The sequence below is a fragment of the Vibrio splendidus genome, from assembly GCF_024347615.1.
GTDB classification, from domain to species: domain Bacteria; phylum Pseudomonadota; class Gammaproteobacteria; order Enterobacterales; family Vibrionaceae; genus Vibrio; species Vibrio splendidus.
The window spans coordinates 1,726,375-1,745,994 of the sequence record NZ_AP025509.1 but is presented as its reverse complement, the minus strand read 5'-3'; the positions used below and the strand labels follow the sequence as shown (position 1 = coordinate 1,745,994).

Annotated in this window: 13 protein-coding genes; 7 read left to right on the top strand and 6 right to left on the bottom strand. The window is 43.4% G+C overall.

The window, feature by feature from the left end:
- Window positions 1-36: 36 nt before the first annotated feature.
- The 3 genes from OCU90_RS24855 to dsbD are packed head-to-tail and all read left to right on the top strand — an operon-like array spanning window position 37 to window position 3,969.
- Entirely contained in the window at window positions 37-1,263 is a 1,227-nt protein-coding gene (locus OCU90_RS24855) for a DUF3570 domain-containing protein (protein WP_061021283.1), read from the top strand.
- Window positions 1,253-2,176 carry an FAD:protein FMN transferase gene (locus OCU90_RS24850; protein ID WP_061021281.1) on the top strand — a complete coding sequence of 308 codons (924 nt, stop codon included), beginning with the start codon at window positions 1,253-1,255 and terminating at the stop codon, window positions 2,174-2,176. The genes OCU90_RS24855 and OCU90_RS24850 overlap by 11 nt, the downstream gene beginning before the upstream one ends.
- Complete coding sequence (dsbD, locus tag OCU90_RS24845) at window positions 2,173-3,969, top strand: protein-disulfide reductase DsbD (RefSeq protein ID WP_061021280.1); 1,797 nt, start codon at window positions 2,173-2,175, stop codon at window positions 3,967-3,969. The genes OCU90_RS24850 and dsbD overlap by 4 nt, the downstream gene beginning before the upstream one ends.
- An 82-nt stretch (window positions 3,970-4,051) precedes the next feature.
- Here the strand turns inward: dsbD and OCU90_RS24840 are convergent, their stop codons facing one another.
- Both OCU90_RS24840 and OCU90_RS24835 read right to left on the bottom strand, forming a co-directional pair.
- A complete protein-coding gene (locus OCU90_RS24840; protein ID WP_061021278.1) occupies window positions 4,052-5,212 on the bottom strand; it encodes a phosphotransferase in 1,161 nt (386 codons plus the stop codon).
- 11 nt (window positions 5,213-5,223) lie between these two features.
- Window positions 5,224-5,508 (bottom strand): GNAT family N-acetyltransferase, encoded by a 285-nt coding sequence (locus tag OCU90_RS24835; protein ID WP_004732803.1) that lies wholly within the window; start codon window positions 5,506-5,508, stop codon window positions 5,224-5,226.
- A 274-nt stretch (window positions 5,509-5,782) separates the two neighbouring features.
- Here OCU90_RS24835 and OCU90_RS24830 point away from each other — a divergent pair, with 274 nt between their 5' ends.
- Window positions 5,783-6,529: a flagellar brake protein gene (locus OCU90_RS24830; RefSeq protein WP_004732802.1), complete on the top strand. Its 747-nt coding sequence runs from the start codon at window positions 5,783-5,785 to the stop codon at window positions 6,527-6,529.
- Window positions 6,530-6,756: 227 nt separating this feature from the next.
- Here OCU90_RS24830 and OCU90_RS24825 read toward each other — a convergent pair whose 3' ends face one another.
- Window positions 6,757-9,117 (bottom strand): Lon protease family protein, encoded by a 2,361-nt coding sequence (locus OCU90_RS24825; protein ID WP_017083022.1) that lies wholly within the window; start codon window positions 9,115-9,117, stop codon window positions 6,757-6,759.
- Between the two features lie 240 nt (window positions 9,118-9,357).
- On the opposite strand from OCU90_RS24825, the gene OCU90_RS24820 reads away from it, so the two are divergent.
- Both OCU90_RS24820 and OCU90_RS24815 read left to right on the top strand, forming a co-directional pair.
- Window positions 9,358-9,852: a hypothetical protein gene (locus tag OCU90_RS24820; RefSeq protein WP_004732800.1), complete on the top strand. Its 495-nt coding sequence runs from the start codon at window positions 9,358-9,360 to the stop codon at window positions 9,850-9,852.
- Between the two features lie 12 nt (window positions 9,853-9,864).
- Complete coding sequence (locus tag OCU90_RS24815) at window positions 9,865-11,493, top strand: ABC transporter ATP-binding protein (protein WP_061021276.1); 1,629 nt, start codon at window positions 9,865-9,867, stop codon at window positions 11,491-11,493.
- 417 nt (window positions 11,494-11,910) lie between these two features.
- Here the strand turns inward: OCU90_RS24815 and OCU90_RS24810 are convergent, their stop codons facing one another.
- The 3 genes from OCU90_RS24810 to OCU90_RS24800 form a co-directional block, all read right to left on the bottom strand.
- Window positions 11,911-13,893, bottom strand: coding sequence for an acyltransferase family protein (locus OCU90_RS24810; RefSeq protein WP_061021273.1), 1,983 nt, complete (start codon window positions 13,891-13,893; stop codon window positions 11,911-11,913).
- Window positions 13,894-14,263: 370 nt separating this feature from the next.
- Window positions 14,264-15,277, bottom strand: a complete 1,014-nt coding sequence (locus OCU90_RS24805) for a LacI family DNA-binding transcriptional regulator (RefSeq protein ID WP_061021271.1) — start codon at window positions 15,275-15,277, stop codon at window positions 14,264-14,266.
- 96 nt (window positions 15,278-15,373) lie between these two features.
- Window positions 15,374-18,520 carry a GH116 family glycosyl hydrolase gene (locus OCU90_RS24800; RefSeq protein ID WP_061021268.1) on the bottom strand — a complete coding sequence of 1,049 codons (3,147 nt, stop codon included), beginning with the start codon at window positions 18,518-18,520 and terminating at the stop codon, window positions 15,374-15,376.
- A gap of 64 nt (window positions 18,521-18,584) precedes the next feature.
- On the opposite strand from OCU90_RS24800, the gene OCU90_RS24795 reads away from it, so the two are divergent.
- Complete coding sequence (locus tag OCU90_RS24795) at window positions 18,585-19,532, top strand: aldose 1-epimerase (protein WP_061021266.1); 948 nt, start codon at window positions 18,585-18,587, stop codon at window positions 19,530-19,532.
- Window positions 19,533-19,620 lie beyond the last annotated feature (88 nt).

Genomic DNA, 19,620 nt, shown 5'->3' with positions numbered 1-19,620 from the left:
ACAAATCAGTATTTAAAAAAACAAAATAAGAAAAAAATGAAAAAATTACCAATTACGCTGCTGAGTGCAGCGGCAGTGGCTAACGTGGCATTAGCTGAAGATCATATCTCTGTTCATTACCTTAGCTATGAGGAATACGATGACAGAGTATCAGCCAATGACACCATGGTTTCGATTGAGAAAAGTATCGGCTTAGATTGGACACTCAACGCAGAGATAAGCTACGACAGTGTTTCAGGCGCCTCTCCAGCATGGGGGCCTACAACACCTCCTGCTTCCAATGCCGATCAGGTAAACCGCGCCCTGAAAACTCAACAAGCACAGAATAAAACCGACGAGGTTATTCGTGCAGGCTATGATCCTCACCGCAGTGGCTATGAAATCCAAAAAGTAGGCCTTGAAGACACTAGAAAATCCATCAGCTTAAGCGCGACCTATCGCGATACCTTACGTAATGAATGGACTCTCGGTGGTAACGCCTCTCAAGAAGAAGATTACGAAAGCCTTGGTATCAATGCCAAAGGTTTGGTCTATGCCGATAGCACTAAAAACCGCTCTTACAGTCTAGGTGGCTCTGCCCTTTTCGATCAGACTCAAGCGTTCGGCAAATACTCGTTGGCTTCATCAAACAGCCAGAGCTGGGAAGACATTTTCACGGGCAGTTTAGAAGCCGGATTATCACAAACCTTCACGCCGAATCTATACAGCATTTTTACTGCTTACACGGGTTACCGTAGTGGCTATTTGAGCAATCACTATTTAACGGTTCTGCGTGAAGTCGATATCAACGACGACGGAAAGATCGATGATGATGAAGTGTTCTTGGGACAAGATTCTCGACCGGATACGCGACTCTCTGGCGGTATTAATATCCAAGCTTTTTACTCAGTGTCCGACAGTCTAAAAATCCGACCAAGATACAAATGGTTTATGGATGATTGGGGCGTAATGTCTCACCAGTTAGGTGGCAAATTATCTTGGCGAGTGAGTGAATGGTTAACCTTGGCACCGGGCTATTTCTGGTACACGCAAGATGCAGCCGATTTCTATCGCGATCCAAGTAGTGCCGATCCTTCTTTTGCATCGTCAGGTTACGCGACTTCAGACCTTCGCTTAGGCAACTTCACAGCTAATGCCTATGAACTAGGTGCGAGTATCAAGGTACATAAGAAGTTACGCTTAAATGCGCTTGCTGCGTACTACGAACAAAGCAACGGTTTTGAAGCACAGTGGTGGGCTGTTGGAGCAACCTATGAGTTCTAACCTGCCCTTTGTACATCGCTTTCATGCCATGACCGTACCGTGTGAAGTGCAAATTTTGTCGATGGATTTGGCTAACATTCCAGAGGCAAGCGCAACAGCAATAGCGACTGAGATAGAGCAAAACACACGCCGATTGGAAGACAAATATAACTTCTACTGCGACGACTCATGGCTAACACAGCACATTAATCAGCGAGCATCATGTGATGTCGAACTCGATTCTGAATCTGCTGAGGTTTTCCAACACCTCGACCGATTAAGTCAACTGACCTTCGATACCTTTGATACTACGGTTGGCAGCATCAAACATCTTTTAAAACAAAAGCCGAAGATGTTGCACAGTCATGCTTTCCAAGCCCTGTCTTCTGCTTTGGGTAAGCAAGCGTGGGAGCTGAAAGGGACTGTCGATCTACAAAAGACAAGGCTACACGTCCCTGATTCCCGTACTCGTTTCGATTTTGGCGGCGTCATCAAAGAGTACGCCGTCGACCAAGCCGTAGCGATCGGCAAACAGCTCGGCGCGACGTCGATGTTAGTGAATTTTGGCGGTGACATCTATGCGCTGGGAACCAAACCGGATGGCTCGGCATTTAACATTGCTGTCTTAGATCCAAGAGACAACAAGACCCCATTTTTCGCCGTTCCGTTAACGAACGCAGCGCTCACGACCTCAGCTCACAGTGAACGCCAAGTGCAATTTGGTGACAAGACCACCTCTCATATTCTGTCAAAGCAAGATGTCGAGCAGAAGATCCTTTCTGTTACCGCTATCTCGTCGTCCACATTAGAAGCAGGCGTGCTCAGTACTTCACTGACATTGAATCCCAACATATCAGTACCTGAAGACAGCGCTGTTATCTACATCGACGATCAATTACACATTCACCAAAACACGGAGTTCCTTCATCCATGAAGTGCTACCTACTTACGTTAATTCTATTGTTTAGCGGCTTTTTGCATGCTCAAGAAAACGAGTTTCTTCCTGTTGAAGAAGCTTTCCCCGTAACTTGGGAAGCCACAGTTCAAGGCGCGGTAATCAGCGTTGATACCCACAAGGGTTACTACCTGTATCAATCTCGATTTTCGTTCAAAGGTGAGTCGTCATTATCTACGTTAGAACCGAGTTATTCGCTGCCAGGTGAAAAGAAAGAGGATCCTAACTTTGGTAACGTCATCGTGTTTCACGAGCCCGTTACCGTTACTGTTCCTTACTCAGGAAGTGGGAAACTCACCGTGCGTTATCAAGGCTGCGCAGACAAAGGACTTTGCTACCTGCCGCAAAAGTTAGTGCTCGATTTACCGATGCTCGAAACCGTAGCTGAAACCTTGGTTGAGGAGCCATCAAACTCTCTATATCAAACCCTAGGTGAGATCAGTGAGGATACGAATGGCTTATCTTCGTTCCTATCCCAAGCCGGTAAGTTACAAGCGCTTCTTGTGTTCTTCTTGCTTGGTCTAGGCTTGTCCCTAACGCCATGTGTACTGCCGATGATTCCGATTTTGGCTAGCATCATCGGTGGCGAAAAAGCGATGACAGGCAAGAAAGGTGCGGCACTCTCCAGTTCCTATGTTCTGGGTATGGCGACCAGCTATGCCATAACGGGGATCTTAGTCACCACCTTGGCAAAAGGGGTCAACCTGCAAGCCGCGATGCAACAGCCTTGGTTGTTAAGTAGCTTTGCAGCGGTTTTTGTTCTGCTCGCATTGGCGATGTTCGGATTCTATGAACTCCGACTGCCTGCCGCCCTGCAGCAAAAGCTCAATAGCGGCTCAGACAAACTTGGCGGCGGCAAGATCGCCAGTGTCTTTGCCATGGGCGCAATATCAGCCTTGGTTGTGTCACCTTGTGTCAGTGCTCCATTGGCTGGTGCGTTGCTGTATGTCTCAACAACTCAAGACTGGGTGTTTGGCGGAGCGACTCTGTTCGTTATGGCGCTTGGTATGGGCATACCGCTTATCGCTATCGGCGCAAGTGGTGGACGTCTGTTATTAAGAAGTGGCGCGTGGATGGTTTCAGTTAAGCAAGTGTTTGGCGTGCTGTTGTTAGCTGTTGCTATTGTCCTGTTGAGCCGCTTTGTCGCTCCATCGATTATTATGATCTTATGGGCGCTGCTTGCTATCGGTTCCGGTGTGCATTTCGGTGCTTTAGAAGCCGCACAACCGGGTTGGGCGCGTACTCGTAAGTTTTCTGCTTTGCTGCCACTGGGTTACGGGTTAATTCTATTTTTCGGATTCTTCTTGGGTAATACAGACCCTCTAAATCCGCTTGCAAACAGAGCGTCAGTCCAATCCGTTGCAATCACTCCCTTTGAAAAAACAGACTCTATTGTTCAGCTAGAACAACAGTTGCAAACCGCAGCGAGCAGCGACCAAAAGGTGCTAGTCGACCTTTACGCAGATTGGTGTGTCTCTTGTAAAGTGATTGAAAACAATGTGTTTAACGACCAACAAGTGAGCCAACAACTTAAAGAGTGGAAGACAATAAAGCTTGATGTGACAGAAAGCTCTCCAGAGCAAATGGCGTGGCTTAATGATAAGAATGTATTTGGCCCACCAGCGATTTTCTTTTACTCACCCGCCAGCGGTGAAATAGAGCCTGCGCGTGTAATGGGAGATATTGATAAAGAGGGATTCAATAACAAACTCAAACTTGCCAATAAGCTCGCTTACACACGAACGACAGAAGCTGATAGCCTAACGAATTAAAAACACACGCTAGATAAAATCAAAATCGCCCAATCATAAATTGGGCGATTTTTTCTTATTTGGTTTGCAGATATCAGGCAATTTATTCTGAGCTTTCTAGCTGCTCAATCACCGTTTGAGTCAATTGCTCAGTATACGGGTTGATCTTCCAATGCTCTGGGCTCCAACCTTTTACAAAACGTTGAAAATCAGCCCACGCCACATAGAACATTGGTCGCCAAGTGGCTTCGACTTCATCGAACGAAAGCTGTGGTTGATAGTACGCCAATGCCTCTTCCAAGTATCGGAAGTAAGTCTCTAACATCTGTGATTCAAGCTCTGCACAATCTTGTGGCCTAACCGCGCTGCTCATAAATAGAGCCACGTCCTTCATCGCACAACCATGACCCACATATTGGAAATCGACGGCAGCTGCGTTTTGGCTTTCTGAATCAAAACAGAAATTGGCAAGCTTGGCATCGCCATGGACTAAGGTTTGATATGGACACTCTTTAAGTAAACGGTCAATGTGCTTGGCTTGGCTCTTCAATAGTAAGTCGGCCAAGGCATTAAACTCATCAGGGCGTGTGTCTAAATGCCAGTATGTGCCGACTTGCCACAATGAGGCTGATTGTTCGTGGTCGATATGGATATGCTTCGCATGAAAATTAGCAAGCCACTTTAGGCAGGCATCACGTTGATTTTGCTCTTCTAGTGTGTAACCAGACGCCAGTTCAAGCTGAGTCTCTTTGGTTGCCAGATCGTCAGAGGCAGCAAGCACATCAAACTGAGAGATCAACGGAAAGCCGATTTCGGCCAAGTCTTGCATCACAATCAGCCATTCATTCTCTTGTAACTCACAATGCAGCCCTGCAGGTACAGGGCAACGCTCATCCCACTGTTGAGTGAACGATTGATACCAAGCCGTTTCCACTTGGTAAGAGTGCACCTTTCGTTGGTGAGAGAGTTTGGTATTCCAACCCTTTGGGTGTTCTGCTTTATCTGGCAACGCGACATGTTTAACAATCACACTTTTCAGTTCAGCATGGCCTTCTTGAGAAAAGACTAAGCGAACTAACTCGCCATATCCACCCCACAGGCGTTGAATCACTTGGACATCAAACCCTTCATGACAACCCAACGAGGTCGCTATTTTTTGATAAAGCTCATTTCGATAAAACTCTTGTTGATAAAGCTCTGGCTGATTTTGACTTGAACTCGCTTCAGGTTGAGCCCGATTATTTGACGATATTGATTGAGACATATTACTCGTTGCTATGCTTTATCAGATAGAAGATGTGACCACTGAGGCTGCCTATTCATGTAGTGAACGACATAGCTACAAACTGGCACAATTTTGAAACCTGCTTGTTCAATTTCAGGCAAGACCGACTCCATCATCACCTTGCCAAAGCCCTTGCCTTGTAGTTCATCAGGGATTCGTGTCGAAGTGATATGTAGTACATCTCCGTCCTTTTGATACTTAACGACCGCGAACTGGTTGGGTTCTAGCTCAACTGTGATCTGGTTCACTTCTTGATCCCATTTTACTGCCTGCATTCTCAACTCCTGCAAATAATTGATACGACAAACAATAAAAGTTTGAAGTATGAGTTCCTTGTAATAGACTAACGCAAGTGCATATAAATAAAACTAAGTACTTACAAACAAAGTAGTTAATTCAGTGCCATCGGCTTAATATAAAAACAGCAATGATAAAAGGCACTCTATAAATCTATGTGAGTACGCCTACTCAATCTAGCACGTAATAACCCCTTGTTAGCAAGTTACCAATATAACTAACAGACGCATGTTGGCGCATGGAGAATATATAATGAACGCACCACTGAAGAAGCCTTTGGAGCATAATCAGGCACTTCAAGACCCTCGTAACCGCACCGTTTCTACGATAAACAGCACCGATGCACTGGCCATGATTGAGCACGGCAGTGAACTGACATTAAATGTCTCGACTCCGGTTGGCACTAAGTTTCTCGCCACCACCAAGTTTATCGGTACGCACAGTGATAACTGTATTGTGGTTGAGGTTCCCGAGGTATCCAATGAAGATCTGAATTTTTTCTTTCAAGAAGGTTTTTGGATGACCGCTCGTGCCTATTCTCTACGAGGTGAAGGCGCACTTATTCACTTTAGAAGCCAAATTCACCATAAGATTGGTGAACCCTTCCCTATTCTTGTGCTTTCGACACCAAGCACGATGCAAGTCACTCAGCTGCGTAAAGAAACACGCTATGAAGTGAACTTGGCTTCAAGAATTATCTTCAACGACCAACGAGCAAACTGTGAGATAAGAGACTTATCGAAAAGTGGTTGTCGTTTTGTGACCTCACCGACCTCTCGTGCAATTCAGATTGCCGATCGAGTGTCTATCGAAATTACACCTGAGAACTACAATGGCCCTCTTATCCCTCCATTGAGAGGAATCATCTGTAATCTGCAAAAATCGACGCACTACGCTCGATACGGTGTGGAATTTGATGATATTGGCCGAGCTAACGCTAAACACTTGTTGGCAAAATTGAAGTTCGATGGCACCAAGCTCTGCTTACGAAACGGCTAAGATCATTTAACACGCTGCGCTCGTCTAATTCGTGAATTGACCAAATACAAACCACTCACTCGCGAGCAAAGTCGCAACCAATAAAAAAGCCATCGACTCTAGAATCGATGGCTTTTGCGTTTTGGCTGTTTTTATCTGTTTATCTGTTTATCTAGGCATAAGCTAACTATCTATCTATCTATCTATCTATCTATCTATCTATCTATCTATCTAGTCTAGCTATACAGCTATTTACGCAGTGCGTTCAGTTTAGCTTGAGCGATACCGAAGATAGTATCAATTGGATAGCTACCCTCATCACTTGCCTCACCTGCGGCTTTGCCAGTGAACAGTTCAATCGCCTCTGTGACATGGTCAATCGCCCAGATATTGAACTCACCTTTTTCAACCGCTTTCACGATGTCACCGCGCAGCATTAAGTTATGAACATTCGAACGTGGGATTATCACCCCTTGTTCGTTTGAACGTCCTTTGATTTCACACACATCAAAGAAACCTTCAATTTTCTCGTTCACACCACCAATTGGCTGAGACTCACCGAACTGGTTCATTGAGCCGGTAATCGCAATATCTTGGCGGTTTGGCTGCTTAGAAAACGCAGACACCACCGCACAAAACTCGGCCATACTCGCACTGTCACCATCGACGCCACCGTACGATTGTTCGAAGGTGATGTTAGTGGTGAGCGGGACTTTGGCTGTCTTACCAAACACTGAAGAAAGATAAGCAGACAAGATCATCACCCCTTTCGAGTGAATACTGCCACCTAGGTCTACGTTTCTTTCAATATCAATCACTTCACCATCACCGTAAGCTGTGGTAGCCGTGATTCGGTTCGGCGCACCAAACATATGATCGGTAGTACTGAGTACTGAAAGCGCATTAACCTGCCCTACCGCTTGGCCATCAACATGAATAAGCGTTGTACCGTTAGTGAAAGTTTCCATTACGCTGTCTTGCAATCGTCCAACACGCATCTGTTGGTTAGATAACGCCTGGTCGACGTGCGTTGCACGAATCAAGTTCGATTTTGAGCCTCTCGCTACGTAGTTTGACTCACGAAGCAGATTCGCAATGTGTGCCGAGTGCAGCGACAACTTACCTTGGTCACCCGCTTGACGAGAACTGTGCTCAATGATGCGAGCAATCGCTTTACGATCACAATGTAGCATGTTGTTGTCATGTACGATGCTCGAAATGAAGCGTGCATAATGCATTTCAGAATCCGCAGTACGCTTCATCTCATCTTCAAAATCGGCTGTGACACGGAACAGTTCACCGAACTCCGCATCGTAATGTTGCAGCAGTTGATAAGTGCGGTAATCACCAAACAAAATGATCTTAACGTCTAATGGAATGGGTTCTGGATCAAGCGATACCGCTCCCGTTAACGTGACCTCTTTTTCTAATGAAGTGAAGCTCAATTGACGCGAACGTAGCGCGCGCTTCAGGCCTTCCCAAACATAAGGCTGTTCGAGGACTTTAACCGCATCCATCAACAACACACCGCCATTGGCTCTGTGTAAGCTACCTGCGCGAATCAATGAGAAGTCCGTAAATACAGTGCCTTTAAAAGTTGCCGTCTCGACATAGCCAAACAGAGAGTGATAATTCGGATTCTCTTCAACCACGATCGGCAGCGTCTCCTCCTTCTGGCTCACAATCACGTTAACCTTGTAGCGACGCGGCATTTTCTTATCCAAAGAGGCGGTCGCAACTTCTGCTTGCTCTGTGCTCTCTTCCAAGAAAATATCTGCGTTGTCGACAATGTCTTTACGCAGTGCCGTCAGGTACTTTTTGATATCTGGATATTGGCTGTAATCTTGCTTCAACTGCTTGATGAAATGCGTGATCACATCTCGCGCCGTATCATCATTAAGCTTTTGAATTTTCTCTGTATACGTCTCTTCAAGCTCGGTCAATTCGCGAGAAATGGTTCGTAGACCCACCTCCAATCCATCAATGGTTTTATCGAACTGGTCTTGCTCTTCCGGCGAAAGCAGATCGAAGCTCTCTTCGGTATGAAGATCATCCCCATTCATTGCGACAAACTGGTAATCACCCTGAGTAGTAATCGTCAGGTTGATGCCTTTGTCTTTCGCTTCTTGGCTAATTGTTTCGAGTGCAGCTTGTTGCTTCGTGGCCAATTGGTTTTTAAGCCTATCTGCACGGCTAAAGTACATCTCATTGTCGAATGCGAGCGGCATGGCTTTAAGCAATTTACGCATCAGCTTTTCAATGTCTTGCTTTAAGCTGCTGCCCACGCCACGTGGCAACTTGAGTACCTTCGGTGTACGAATATCTTCAAAGTTCGCGATATAACACCAATCAAAAAGCTCTTGGACCTCTTGAGTGTGTCGGTTTAGATAGCGCAAAATCATGGTGCGCTTACCCAAACCATTTCGCCCTATCGCATAAATGTTGTAACCCTTTTCCTTGATTGACATCGCGAACTCAACGGCCTTTTGTGCACGTTCTTGCCCGACGATTTCGTCAATTGGAGCCAGTTCTTTGGTCGACTTACATGGTAGCTTATCGAGTTCCGCTACCTTATACAGCTGTTCTGTATTGAGTCTTTGCATCGCCATCGCCGCCTCCTTAGTCCTTCATTACTTGGGTGTAGATAAAATCAGTGTAGATGTAATTTCCTATAAATTTAGTGACTTACGCAACATCGCTGTTCAACTGAGCAAATAACGCACAATTTGAGCCATTTTTAAGAATAACCGGCCACTTTATTTACCAACTTAACATGTGAATGATTTTAATTTGCATTTGATAATAAATATCATTAACATTTTCAGATATTATAAATTGAGGATGTGGATATGGAAATTGAACGATGCTGGATGCACTACCTAAAAGCTGAACAGTTAATGGAACAAGGTCACTGGCCAGAAGCACAGCGCCTGTATGGTGATGTTCTAACGTCTCTTCCTCACCACATCCAAGATGCTGCATACCAAAGCGACATCAAGCCCTGCCAATTTGCCTGTCTACTTGCAGGGCTTAGAGACGCAAGTGTCGCTCAATCAGAGATTTTCAACCGTTTAGGCCATCATCAGCAAGCCTTCGACACCTTGAATCAGTCTTACGCACTGATGCAATTTATCTCTCTCGAAAGCACAGAACTGATCCAACGCACCTATTCACTGCTGGAAAAACAGAGTGAAGATCTACTCAATCACTTGATCGCTTTTTGCAGTGCTCAACGCAGTTCGTATTGGATGCTCGAACTAGAACAAATTCAACGTGCTCATCACCATTTTGGGCAACTTAAAACCACGTCAGAAGTGAAATCTTCACCTAATGTCTTAAATTGATAAGGATATATCATGTCGGACCGGGCCATTCTTAAAGTCAATAACCTCTCCGTTAGCTTCACAACCAATGATGGAATCATTGATGCGGTAAAAAAGGTTAACTTTACCCTTAATTCTAGCGAAACCTTGGCCATTGTTGGTGAATCAGGTTCAGGCAAATCAGTCTCTTCTAACGCACTCATGCGTTTGCTCCCTGATAACGCCATCATTGATGCTCAATCTGAAATAGAATTTGAGGGGCAATCAATACTTGGCAAGACTGAACGAGAAATGCAGTCGATTCGTGGCGACAGAATCGGCATGATCTTTCAGGAACCGATGACCTCTCTCAACCCATACCTGCGCGTGGGCACACAAGTGGCGGAAGCCATTATGTGTCACCGCAATGTATCGAAATCAAAAGCAAAACAGCGTGTGCTAGAGCTCTTCAATCTTGTGCATTTACCAATGCCAGAGCAGGCTTACAACAAGTATCCGCATGAGTTTTCAGGCGGTCAGTTGCAGCGCATCATGATTGCGATGGCTTTGATCAACGAGCCCGACATTTTGATTGCCGACGAACCCACCACCGCATTGGATGTGACCGTACAAGCGGAAGTGCTTTCTCTTATCAAAGAAATCCAAAACAAAATGGGCATGGCAATTTTGTTCATCACCCATGACCTTGGCGTAGTAAAACATTTTGCCGACCGTGTTCTGGTGATGTGCAAAGGTGAGCTAGTTGAAGAAGGGATGACTCAAGCCTTATTCGAGAATCCAAGACACGATTACACACGCATGCTGATTAACTCGATTCCTAAAGGCGCTAAGGTTCCTGTTGAGGCGTCAGCCCCAGAGCTATTGTGTGCTGACGATATCCGAGTTCAGTTCTTGGTTAAATCACATTTCATCAAGAGTAAAAGTCAGTATTTCGAAGCCGTAAAAGGCATTTCGTTGAATCTTAAACAGGGCGAAACCTTGGGTATTGTTGGTGAATCCGGTTCAGGAAAATCAACACTGGGACGAGCGTTAATCGGCTTGCTGCCAAGTACCGGACGTATTGTTTACAAAGGCCAAGACGTTAGCTTATTAAGTGATAAAGAGCGTCACAAGCTCAAGAAAGATGTCCAAATGGTGTTCCAAGATCCTTATGGTTCTTTGTCACCACGCATGACAGTTGGGGAAATCATCACCGAAGGCTTAACGGTGCATCAACCTCATCTATCCAAGCAAGAACGTTTAGAAAGAGCGCGCAAAGCATTGATTGAAGTTCGCTTAGAGCCGAATTCAATAAACCGTTATCCGCATGAGTTCTCTGGCGGACAAAGACAACGTATCGCGATTGCTCGCGCGCTGATTCTTGAACCTTCTTTCATTTTGCTGGATGAACCTACTTCAGCACTCGATCGCTCAGTACAACTGACCGTGATTGACCTGCTGAAAGACATTCAAGCCAAGCACAATATCGGCTTCCTGTTCATCAGCCATGACCTCTCGGTAGTGAAAGCACTGTCGGATCGTGTATTGGTGATGCAGAAGGGTGAAGTGATGGAAGAAGGGTCTGCAGAAGAGATTTTCAATGCACCAAAAAATGACTACACCAAGAAGTTAATCGCAGCGTCATTCGACTTAGAAAATAAATCGAAAAAAAATGCGGCGTAACGGGAACTAATCAACATTAACAGCGTCTTATAAGTACATTCTGAATAATCTCCTAATGGATTGAAATCTAGAATGGATATAGCAAAACTGGTTTGGCCGCCAAAAGAAAAATGTCGCATGGATGCGACATTTTTCTTTTCTGGCGTATATGAAAAATCAACTCAGCGATTATGAAGGTTTGCTAAAATTGACGGACTTTAAACAGGGTTAGCTGGTAGTTGGGTCACAGTCGAAGAGCGGCTTCGTTCATCTCGTTTTTGGACAAACACTTGATAGTGCCTTTGCTAAATTAGTAATTCATGAATAACTTTAAGTATTGTCAGCCTGAGTTACCAAGGGTTAGCGCAAGTCGCAAACTTGCGCTTGATTAGGCTTTGATTTAAAAGGCTTGGCAGCTCGCATTATCAGCAGTTATATCTAATGATATAAGGCTTTTTCAAATAAAGGACTGAGTAATTTATTCCCAAATTCACTCAAATGATCCCCATCATAATAAATTGGCCTTCCATCAATTTCAGCAATGCATTTACCTTCATTACAAAGATATTTTGTAGGGTCTAGCACATGCACACCACATGAAGTAGAAAGACTAGAGATCACCTCTCTTATTTTATCATTTCTCTCGTAGTACATATCCTCATCAAGTGAGTAATCGATATTTTTTCGACCTAAACGAATGTTTTCAGCCATTGTTTTAGGTATATTTTTTCTCATTTCAGGTATTGGCTGAGTAATGTAAACTGGGGATTTTTTGTTTACTTCACATGCTGAAAGCACTAAGTTTTCACGAAACGATGATATTAAGTCTAGTTCCTTCATATCATCATTTTCACCAAAATACATAGAAGCTCGATTATCACCAATAATTCTTTTGGGATTAGATTGGCCATAAATATATGCTGACCATCTCGCAATAATAAATATAGGCACGTCAAGGAAATTACTTTTAAGTTCTTTCAGTCTAAGAAAATTTTCTTTATAGCAAGAATCTCCATCTACATTACTTTTTGCATTAATAACAAAGGGGCAAGATGCTCGAGTAAGTGCGATAAGACCTTCTTTTTCTAAATTTAACACACTTGATATTGACGTAGTTAATGCATCTGCATGACTATCACCGACGACAATGGCCTTAATATTATCTTTATTACCAATGTAGCAGTATGATAGTTCACTTAGTTTTACATTCTGTCCTACCATGCATTCATAAGGGTTTTTATTAGTAGCTTCCATAGAAGCGATTGCCATTGGCTTGTTAAAATATTCTTCGATGTAATGTTTCATTCCAAAGGAATATAAGAATAGAAACATCACAGAAAAAACCATCACTGTTAAGTGAATCCACCCTACATTTGTTTTCCTGAATTTTTTTTCTACAAAGATGTAGGTGAAGTATGAAAGCAAAAGACTAATAGTTACTAGTAAGATAAATTGTTCTATCCTAAAATAATCATGCTTGATAAATCTAAAAAAAACAAATACTGGTTGATGCCATAGATATAAAGAATAAGAAATTAAACCAACACCAACAAATGGCTTTAGGGATAGGAGATCATTAGAAAGCTCACCTTTATGAGCAAACATTATGAAAAGGCAAGTCCCTAAAACAGGAAGTAATGTAATAAATGAAGGGTGTTTAACTTCGTGTCCAACAAAAATCATAGAATGCACGACAAGAAATAACCCGATAATAGGCAAGGATTTAAATGCAAAAGATAGTAAACTACCTTTAATAGCATTTTCAAGATTGCTTCTATTATAAAAGCTAACTAAACCTCCTAATATTAATTCCCAAGATCTCGTAGGAAGAAGATAGAATGCCATCTCAGGGTTCACTTTTACGATGAAGCTAGATGCCTGTAATGATATTAGCGCTAAAGCAAGAAGTACTCCGAAAAAGTATCGAGGGAAAAACGTATTGATCCACCAAACAATAAGCGGAAATACTACGTAGAACTGCCACTCAACGGATAGACTCCAAGTATGCAGTAAGGGGCGATAAATACTTGCAGCCGCTGTATAACTCTCTTCACCGTAGAAGAAGTGGTTTGAACCAAAATACAACGTGGATTGGAGCGACTTAGCATAAGTTACTAAATCACTTGGTAGTAAAATTAGGAATGCTAATCCTGAAGTAACTAACAACATTGTGACCAATGCTGGCACTATTCTCTTAGCTCTTCGCCAATAAAAATCTCTAAATGTGAATGTACCGTTGTCCATCTGACTACGAATTATTCCTGTAATCAAGTATCCCGACAGAACGAAGAAAACATCAACACCAAAAAATCCTCCTTGAAATATTTGAAAACCAAAGATCTCCAAATTAGCATGATAAATAATTACTGCGATAACAGCTAAAGCTCGAAGACCATCAAGCTCTCTACGATAAGACGACATGAACATTCACGATTATTTAATTGATTGAAAGTAATTATACTGGCAAGGCAAGGCAAGGCAAGGCAAGAAATTATAAGTAGCTAGTACTTAGTGGCAGAACCTAGGTATAGCATGTTAGACCCCACTTCACTAGACACTGCATTGATTAAAAATGTAGGTCAAATAGCCAGCCTTGAAATGTGATAAAAATCATCCAGAATTGGATTGGGGCAGAAATGTTTTAGCTTACCTGCCCCATATTGAACAATGTGAACGCGCAAATATAGGCAGTGAGATCGATAGCTTTACTCAGCGGCATTCCTGCACCATGGTTCGTATTGACATCAATACGAACCATCACGGTCGCACCACCTTGAGGCTTGTCTTGAAATTAACGATACAATGATTTGGTCGACTCTCTGACGATTAAATCAATGGGTGGTAGTCGAGCTTCATGCCGCTCGCCAGATAACAGGTTCAAAATCGACTGAGCACACACTTCACCAATCTCTTCAATCGGCTGTCTCAGCGTCGTCAGGGCTGGCGTGAAATACTTAGAGGTCGGCAAATCATCAAAGCCAATCACAGACACATCTTCTGGCACTTTATAACCGTGGTCAGACAGCGCCTTAATCGCACCGTAAGCCGTTTGGTCATTTGCAGCAAACAAGGCAGAGAAGTGAACCTTAGATTCAATCAACTCCACCGTTTTCTCGTAGCCAGACTCACTACTGAAATCACCCTGTTTAACGAGTTTTGGCATCACTTTAATGCCCGCTTCTTGAAGTGCTTTCTTATAGCCTTCAAAGCGGTTTCCCGAATCAGGTTGACTTAAAAGCCCCTTAATATGAGCAATATTCACATGCCCTTGTTGCAGTAAATGTAATGTTGCCATGTAGCCGCCCAACATGTTATCAATATTGATGGAGCGGACGTTATTCTCAACAAAATCGTAGCCAACCATCACGATAGGAATGTCTTGTGCATACTTGGCAATCTCTTCCTGAGTAATGCTTCCTGTCACGATGATCATGCCATCCACGTTACTTTTTGCGAGATACTCCAACGCGTGCATTTCTAACTTTTTCTGCCAATGCCCTGTCGCGATTACTAACGAATAACCTTGAGCGATCAGTGTTTTCTCCATGTCATTGAGAATACGGCTGGTATAAGGGCTGTCAGGGTGTTGTACCAATACACCAATAGTGAGCGAGCGTCGGTTGGTGTTTTCTTGCATTTGAAAATTAGGTTTGTAGCCCGTGTCTTTAATCGCTTGCTCAATATTTTGGCTTTTATCGTCAGACACATAAGTGGTTCGATTAAGGAAGCGAGACACGGTACTGGGAGAAACACCAGCCAGTCTTGCTACATCGTATACTGTTGTTTTTTTTGTTTTAGTGCGCATCTCGAATCCCTAATCAAGTGACATTCGGGGAGCTTTAAGCTCCCCATCAGTTTCAACCTGCATACCACTGCTTTAGCTGAAAATCGTGTCATTAAGTTAATACAAGTAGGCGAAGATCATCCCCGGTCTAAAGTAGCGACCAGCCGTGTATTTCAAGCCAGTACTCAGTAGCCATTTGTGCAAGCCAGCCAGCTTTTCTAGCGGGATTTCACCGCTCAACATTTTAACAAAATTATCAGTATCTTTCGTCAAGGTTGGGCTGATACGACCGTCAGACAGCACACAGTTTTGACATTTAAGTACACTTAGCCAGTTTTTCGCATCATTTTGCGTCAATTTAAATGCTTCTATAAGATCTTCCTCATGGACAGACACAGAGCAATTGAACCCTTCTGGCGCTGCAAATGGAATTTTTGAATAGTCATAGAGTGCGGTATACACGGTATCCATCAATGTTTCTGCTTGCTGGTTTTTACCTGCCAGACTCAACGCCGTTGCAACACTAAACTGCACACCAATCCACACATCTTGAGCTTGGAACGCTTCATGCGGTGAACCATCAGCCAACGTCATATTCGCAACCCCAAGCTTAGGGCTGTTAATCTCAAAGTTGTGCTTATAAACATAGTCTAGTGCGCGTTGGATGTTCTCTTGCGGAAAAATACCCTCGAGTCCGATGAGTTTTAGATAACTGTCGGCCAACAAGGCATCACCAAAACTGTTGTCAGAATCTGGCACTAAATCTAAGTATTCTTGAGTAAAGGCTTGTGGCGCCGCCTCACTCAGCAAGCGTTTCTTAGAGACTCTTTGAGATACCTTACTGATGCTGATGGAAGTATCCGTTTCATTGAGATAGGTATTGAGCGTGTTCTTGTCAGCAATCGCATCGCCAGTCAATGAAAGTCCTAAGGTTTCCAGAGCTTGATAGCCCGCACCGGTTAGATGCTTGGCCTGAACTGGCGTCACGAAGAAGTGGTAGTAACCCTCTTTGTCATCCCACAAGCTTTGCTCAACGGTTGCCAACGCCTTTTTAGAACGTGTTAAGTAACCGTTAGCTCGCTCGCTTTCACCCATCAATTGTGCAAGTTCACTCGCCGCTTGCAAGCCAGCAACCCAAAGACTCGCACAGTAAATTGAAATGCCATGAGAAGCTAGGTTATCAAAGGTATCGTCTGTACCTCGGGTTAGTGGTAAATCGTCACCTTCAGCGATCAAATTCGATAAGAAATCGATGCTTTCAGTTACTGCTTGCCAGCACTCTTTAACCACAGAGATATCTTGGGTGTTTTGGTAATGGCGGTACACCATCAGAATGTATTTCGGCGCTAAGTCCTTCCACTCTTTCACGTTGTGCCAGCTATAAGCATCGGGCTGGATGTCGAATGGGCTGCCTAAGTCGTGGATTACCGCACCTCGAATAGCACGCACACCTTGGTACTTGTCATCAATCAATTCGGCATTAGGCGTCGCTTCGTATTCCCAGTATCGGCGCTCGGTAAAGTCTTCCGCCAAAATGGCTTTCGAGAATTCTTTCATCACGCAGCCATCAAGCTCAGGCAGCAAATAAAGCAGCGAGAATGAGCCATAGAAGTACACATCAAGAGAGTTAAAGAATGGGTAGTCGACACACTCTTTAACCAAGAATTTATCTTCTTTATCCCATACCGTTGATTCCGCTAGGAAGGACAATGAGTTCATCGCCATCGTTGCATAGCGAAGTGCCGATTCAGGCTGCGAGATCTTGTTTTGAGCTTGCTCTAGGAAAGTTGTTTGTTGTTCGACGATCTGCTGCTCAATGGTTTCGAGCTTAGGCAACATGTCTTCTAACATAGGTAATGCAGGCTTTACTTGCGGGTAGAATTGCGTGTAAGCCTTATCTGAGTGCCAACCATTAAGCATGACTTTGCTGTGAGCCATCACCTGTGCAAAACGCAGGTCAACAGACTCGCCAGGTTCCAATTCAACCTGAACCACCACCAATGCGCTCAATGCTTCACGCCCCGTGTAAATTCCTGTTTGGAATTCCGCGTTGGTACGGCCTGTTTTCAGTGCGAACTCTGTTTGCTGAGCTGTCTTAGAGGTATAAAGCGTTGGTTTGACAGAAATCGAAACCTTACCAGATTCAGTCAAATGGTTATCCGCTTGAACACCAAACACCACTTCGCCTTCAATATCGCTTTGATAAGGCGATTGGCTAGACAATTGAACACCCGTAAAGCTGTGGCTTTCGCCCTTTAAGTTAACCACTTCATGCTGCTGAGCAATCGGATTTTGAGACAAGGTACATGCCGAATCCTGAATACCATCACGGCCTTTTTGGTAGGTTGAACCAATCAAGTTTTGAAGCGGCTGAGCAAGCGTAATCACGCGTGGTTGTGATGAATTATTGGTTAATTCGAAGTGATTCCAGTGCATCGGTAAAGAACACAGGCGTTTGTTCTCTTTAACGATCGGAGAGACTACCTTACGCTTTATATTAATATCGTCGAAGCTATTGTATTTATATTCAGCCAGTGGATATAAAGCTTGGTATTCTATATCCCTGCCATTAACACCATCTATATCACTGCCATTGATACTATCTATATCACTGCCATTGATACTATCTATATCACTGCCACTGATACTATCCATATCATTATTATCACCCGCAGTGAGTGATAATAATCTCGTTGTATCATTTATTAATAAACCATTAAAGAAATCTAAGGCTACATATAATTGACAAATAGTTGAACCTGAATCTTCTGCAATCAACAATTGAGTCTTATTTGAAAATTCAACGTTCCATTTTGTAAAGTTAGTTTTATTTTCTTGGTAGAATCGACCATTTTTTAATGCTGTTTGAATGAGACTAATCGCATTCGACATTTCTCTACTTTCAATCTTTTTTCCATCAAACAAAGCAGGATAGAAGTTCAGGTGAACGCTTAGCTCTTGTTCATTAAGAACTTGCAGCGTGTCGATGGTTGGCACATTCATCACTGACGCATAAAAATCATTAAAATTAATAACTTGCTCTGAACAATCGACAAAAATTCCCGGAATAAAGCTGAAGTTAGGCGTGTTGCCGTTTGGTGTGAGTGTAAATGTGTTACCAATTCCGCCGACTGCCATACCGGTATTTTCTGGTGTAGTCGAAATTGGCGTGTACCAAGGTTGAATAAATTCAACTGCATCACCTTTTTTACACAAGTGTTCTGAATTTCCTGAGTAGCTCGTATATGGAATTTTATTATTCATTTTAAAACCGCCATTGAATATTTTTTTCTTCTTGTTAATATCTTTTAAAAATGGAGACATCAACATGTTTAAAATTATAAATGAAAAATTTGGAAATATTGACTCTGTCACATTAATAAACCACCAACATGGTATAGAACTTCAAATAATCAATGGATTTGGTGCTGTTATTAATAAGTATATCGTAAATAACAGTCCATTCTCTTTTATTTGTGGTTATCAGAATTATGATGAACTGATCAACCAACATCCGTTCTTTTCCCGCAGTGCTAAATTATTCCCTTTTCCAAACCGTTTAAACTTAGGTCGTTACAGTTTCGATAACCAAAACCATCAACTCCCAGCTAATTTTCCTTGGTCTGATCACGCCGTACACGGCCTGCTCTACAACCAACCTTTTTCAATCACAAACAACGTAGCCACTGAAGAATCCGCCAGTGTGACGTTGCAGTATCAAACATCGTCTTTGCACCCTGCTTTCCCGTTTGCTCTCAACCTTGAAGTCACCTTCACGATTGACGTCACGGGTAGACTCACTTCCTCAACGACCGTCTCTAATCTTGGTGATTCAGCTTTCCCATTCGGTGATGCTTGGCACCCTTATTTTTCACTCGGCACTGAGCTAGCACAATGTGGACTCGCTATGTCGCCTTGCTCTGAGGTCATACACGAAAACGACCTACCCAATGGTGAAAAGCACGCTTTTGATCGTTTGTCTTTGGACGATTCACTCACCAATCAAAGCTTAAATCATTGCTTTGAATTTGATTCCAAGACAACCAATCAACTTGCATTTACGCGCTCAGATTCGTCTGCCGCAATTCGCTACCAACAAGATGAAAGCTACCCATTCGTTCAGCTGTACACGCCGACTAGCGAGCAAAGTATTGCAATAGAACCAATGACTTGCCCAGCCGACGCATTCAATAACCAGATTGGCTTATTGACGCTTAGCCCGAACCAATCTCAAACCTTTACTTGGCAATGCCAAGCCACCTATCAGCCAACATAAAGAAAGCAAAGTAAAGCAACTGCTGTATGCGAAATCAGCCCCCGGAGAACGCATTGCTAACGAAACAACTGCAACGAAAGAACCAAAC

Excerpts from the sequence above, each read along its gene's own strand:
- OCU90_RS24795 (WP_061021266.1), top strand. The coding sequence starts at position 18,585 with ATGTTTAAAATTATAAATGAAAAATTTGGAAATATTGACTCTGTCACA.
- OCU90_RS24820 (WP_004732800.1), top strand. The coding sequence starts at position 9,358 with ATGGAAATTGAACGATGCTGGATGCACTACCTAAAAGCTGAACAGTTA.
- OCU90_RS24815 (WP_061021276.1), top strand. The coding sequence starts at position 9,865 with ATGTCGGACCGGGCCATTCTTAAAGTCAATAACCTCTCCGTTAGCTTC.
- OCU90_RS24835 (WP_004732803.1), bottom strand. The coding sequence starts at position 5,508 with ATGCAGGCAGTAAAATGGGATCAAGAAGTGAACCAGATCACAGTTGAG.
- OCU90_RS24830 (WP_004732802.1), top strand. The coding sequence starts at position 5,783 with ATGAACGCACCACTGAAGAAGCCTTTGGAGCATAATCAGGCACTTCAA.
- OCU90_RS24805 (WP_061021271.1), bottom strand. The coding sequence starts at position 15,277 with ATGCGCACTAAAACAAAAAAAACAACAGTATACGATGTAGCAAGACTG.
- OCU90_RS24850 (WP_061021281.1), top strand. The coding sequence starts at position 1,253 with ATGAGTTCTAACCTGCCCTTTGTACATCGCTTTCATGCCATGACCGTA.
- OCU90_RS24855 (WP_061021283.1), top strand. The coding sequence starts at position 37 with ATGAAAAAATTACCAATTACGCTGCTGAGTGCAGCGGCAGTGGCTAAC.
- OCU90_RS24800 (WP_061021268.1), bottom strand. The coding sequence starts at position 18,520 with ATGAATAATAAAATTCCATATACGAGCTACTCAGGAAATTCAGAACAC.
- OCU90_RS24810 (WP_061021273.1), bottom strand. The coding sequence starts at position 13,893 with ATGTCGTCTTATCGTAGAGAGCTTGATGGTCTTCGAGCTTTAGCTGTT.
- OCU90_RS24840 (WP_061021278.1), bottom strand. The coding sequence starts at position 5,212 with ATGTCTCAATCAATATCGTCAAATAATCGGGCTCAACCTGAAGCGAGT.
- dsbD (WP_061021280.1), top strand. The coding sequence starts at position 2,173 with ATGAAGTGCTACCTACTTACGTTAATTCTATTGTTTAGCGGCTTTTTG.
- OCU90_RS24825 (WP_017083022.1), bottom strand. The coding sequence starts at position 9,117 with ATGGCGATGCAAAGACTCAATACAGAACAGCTGTATAAGGTAGCGGAA.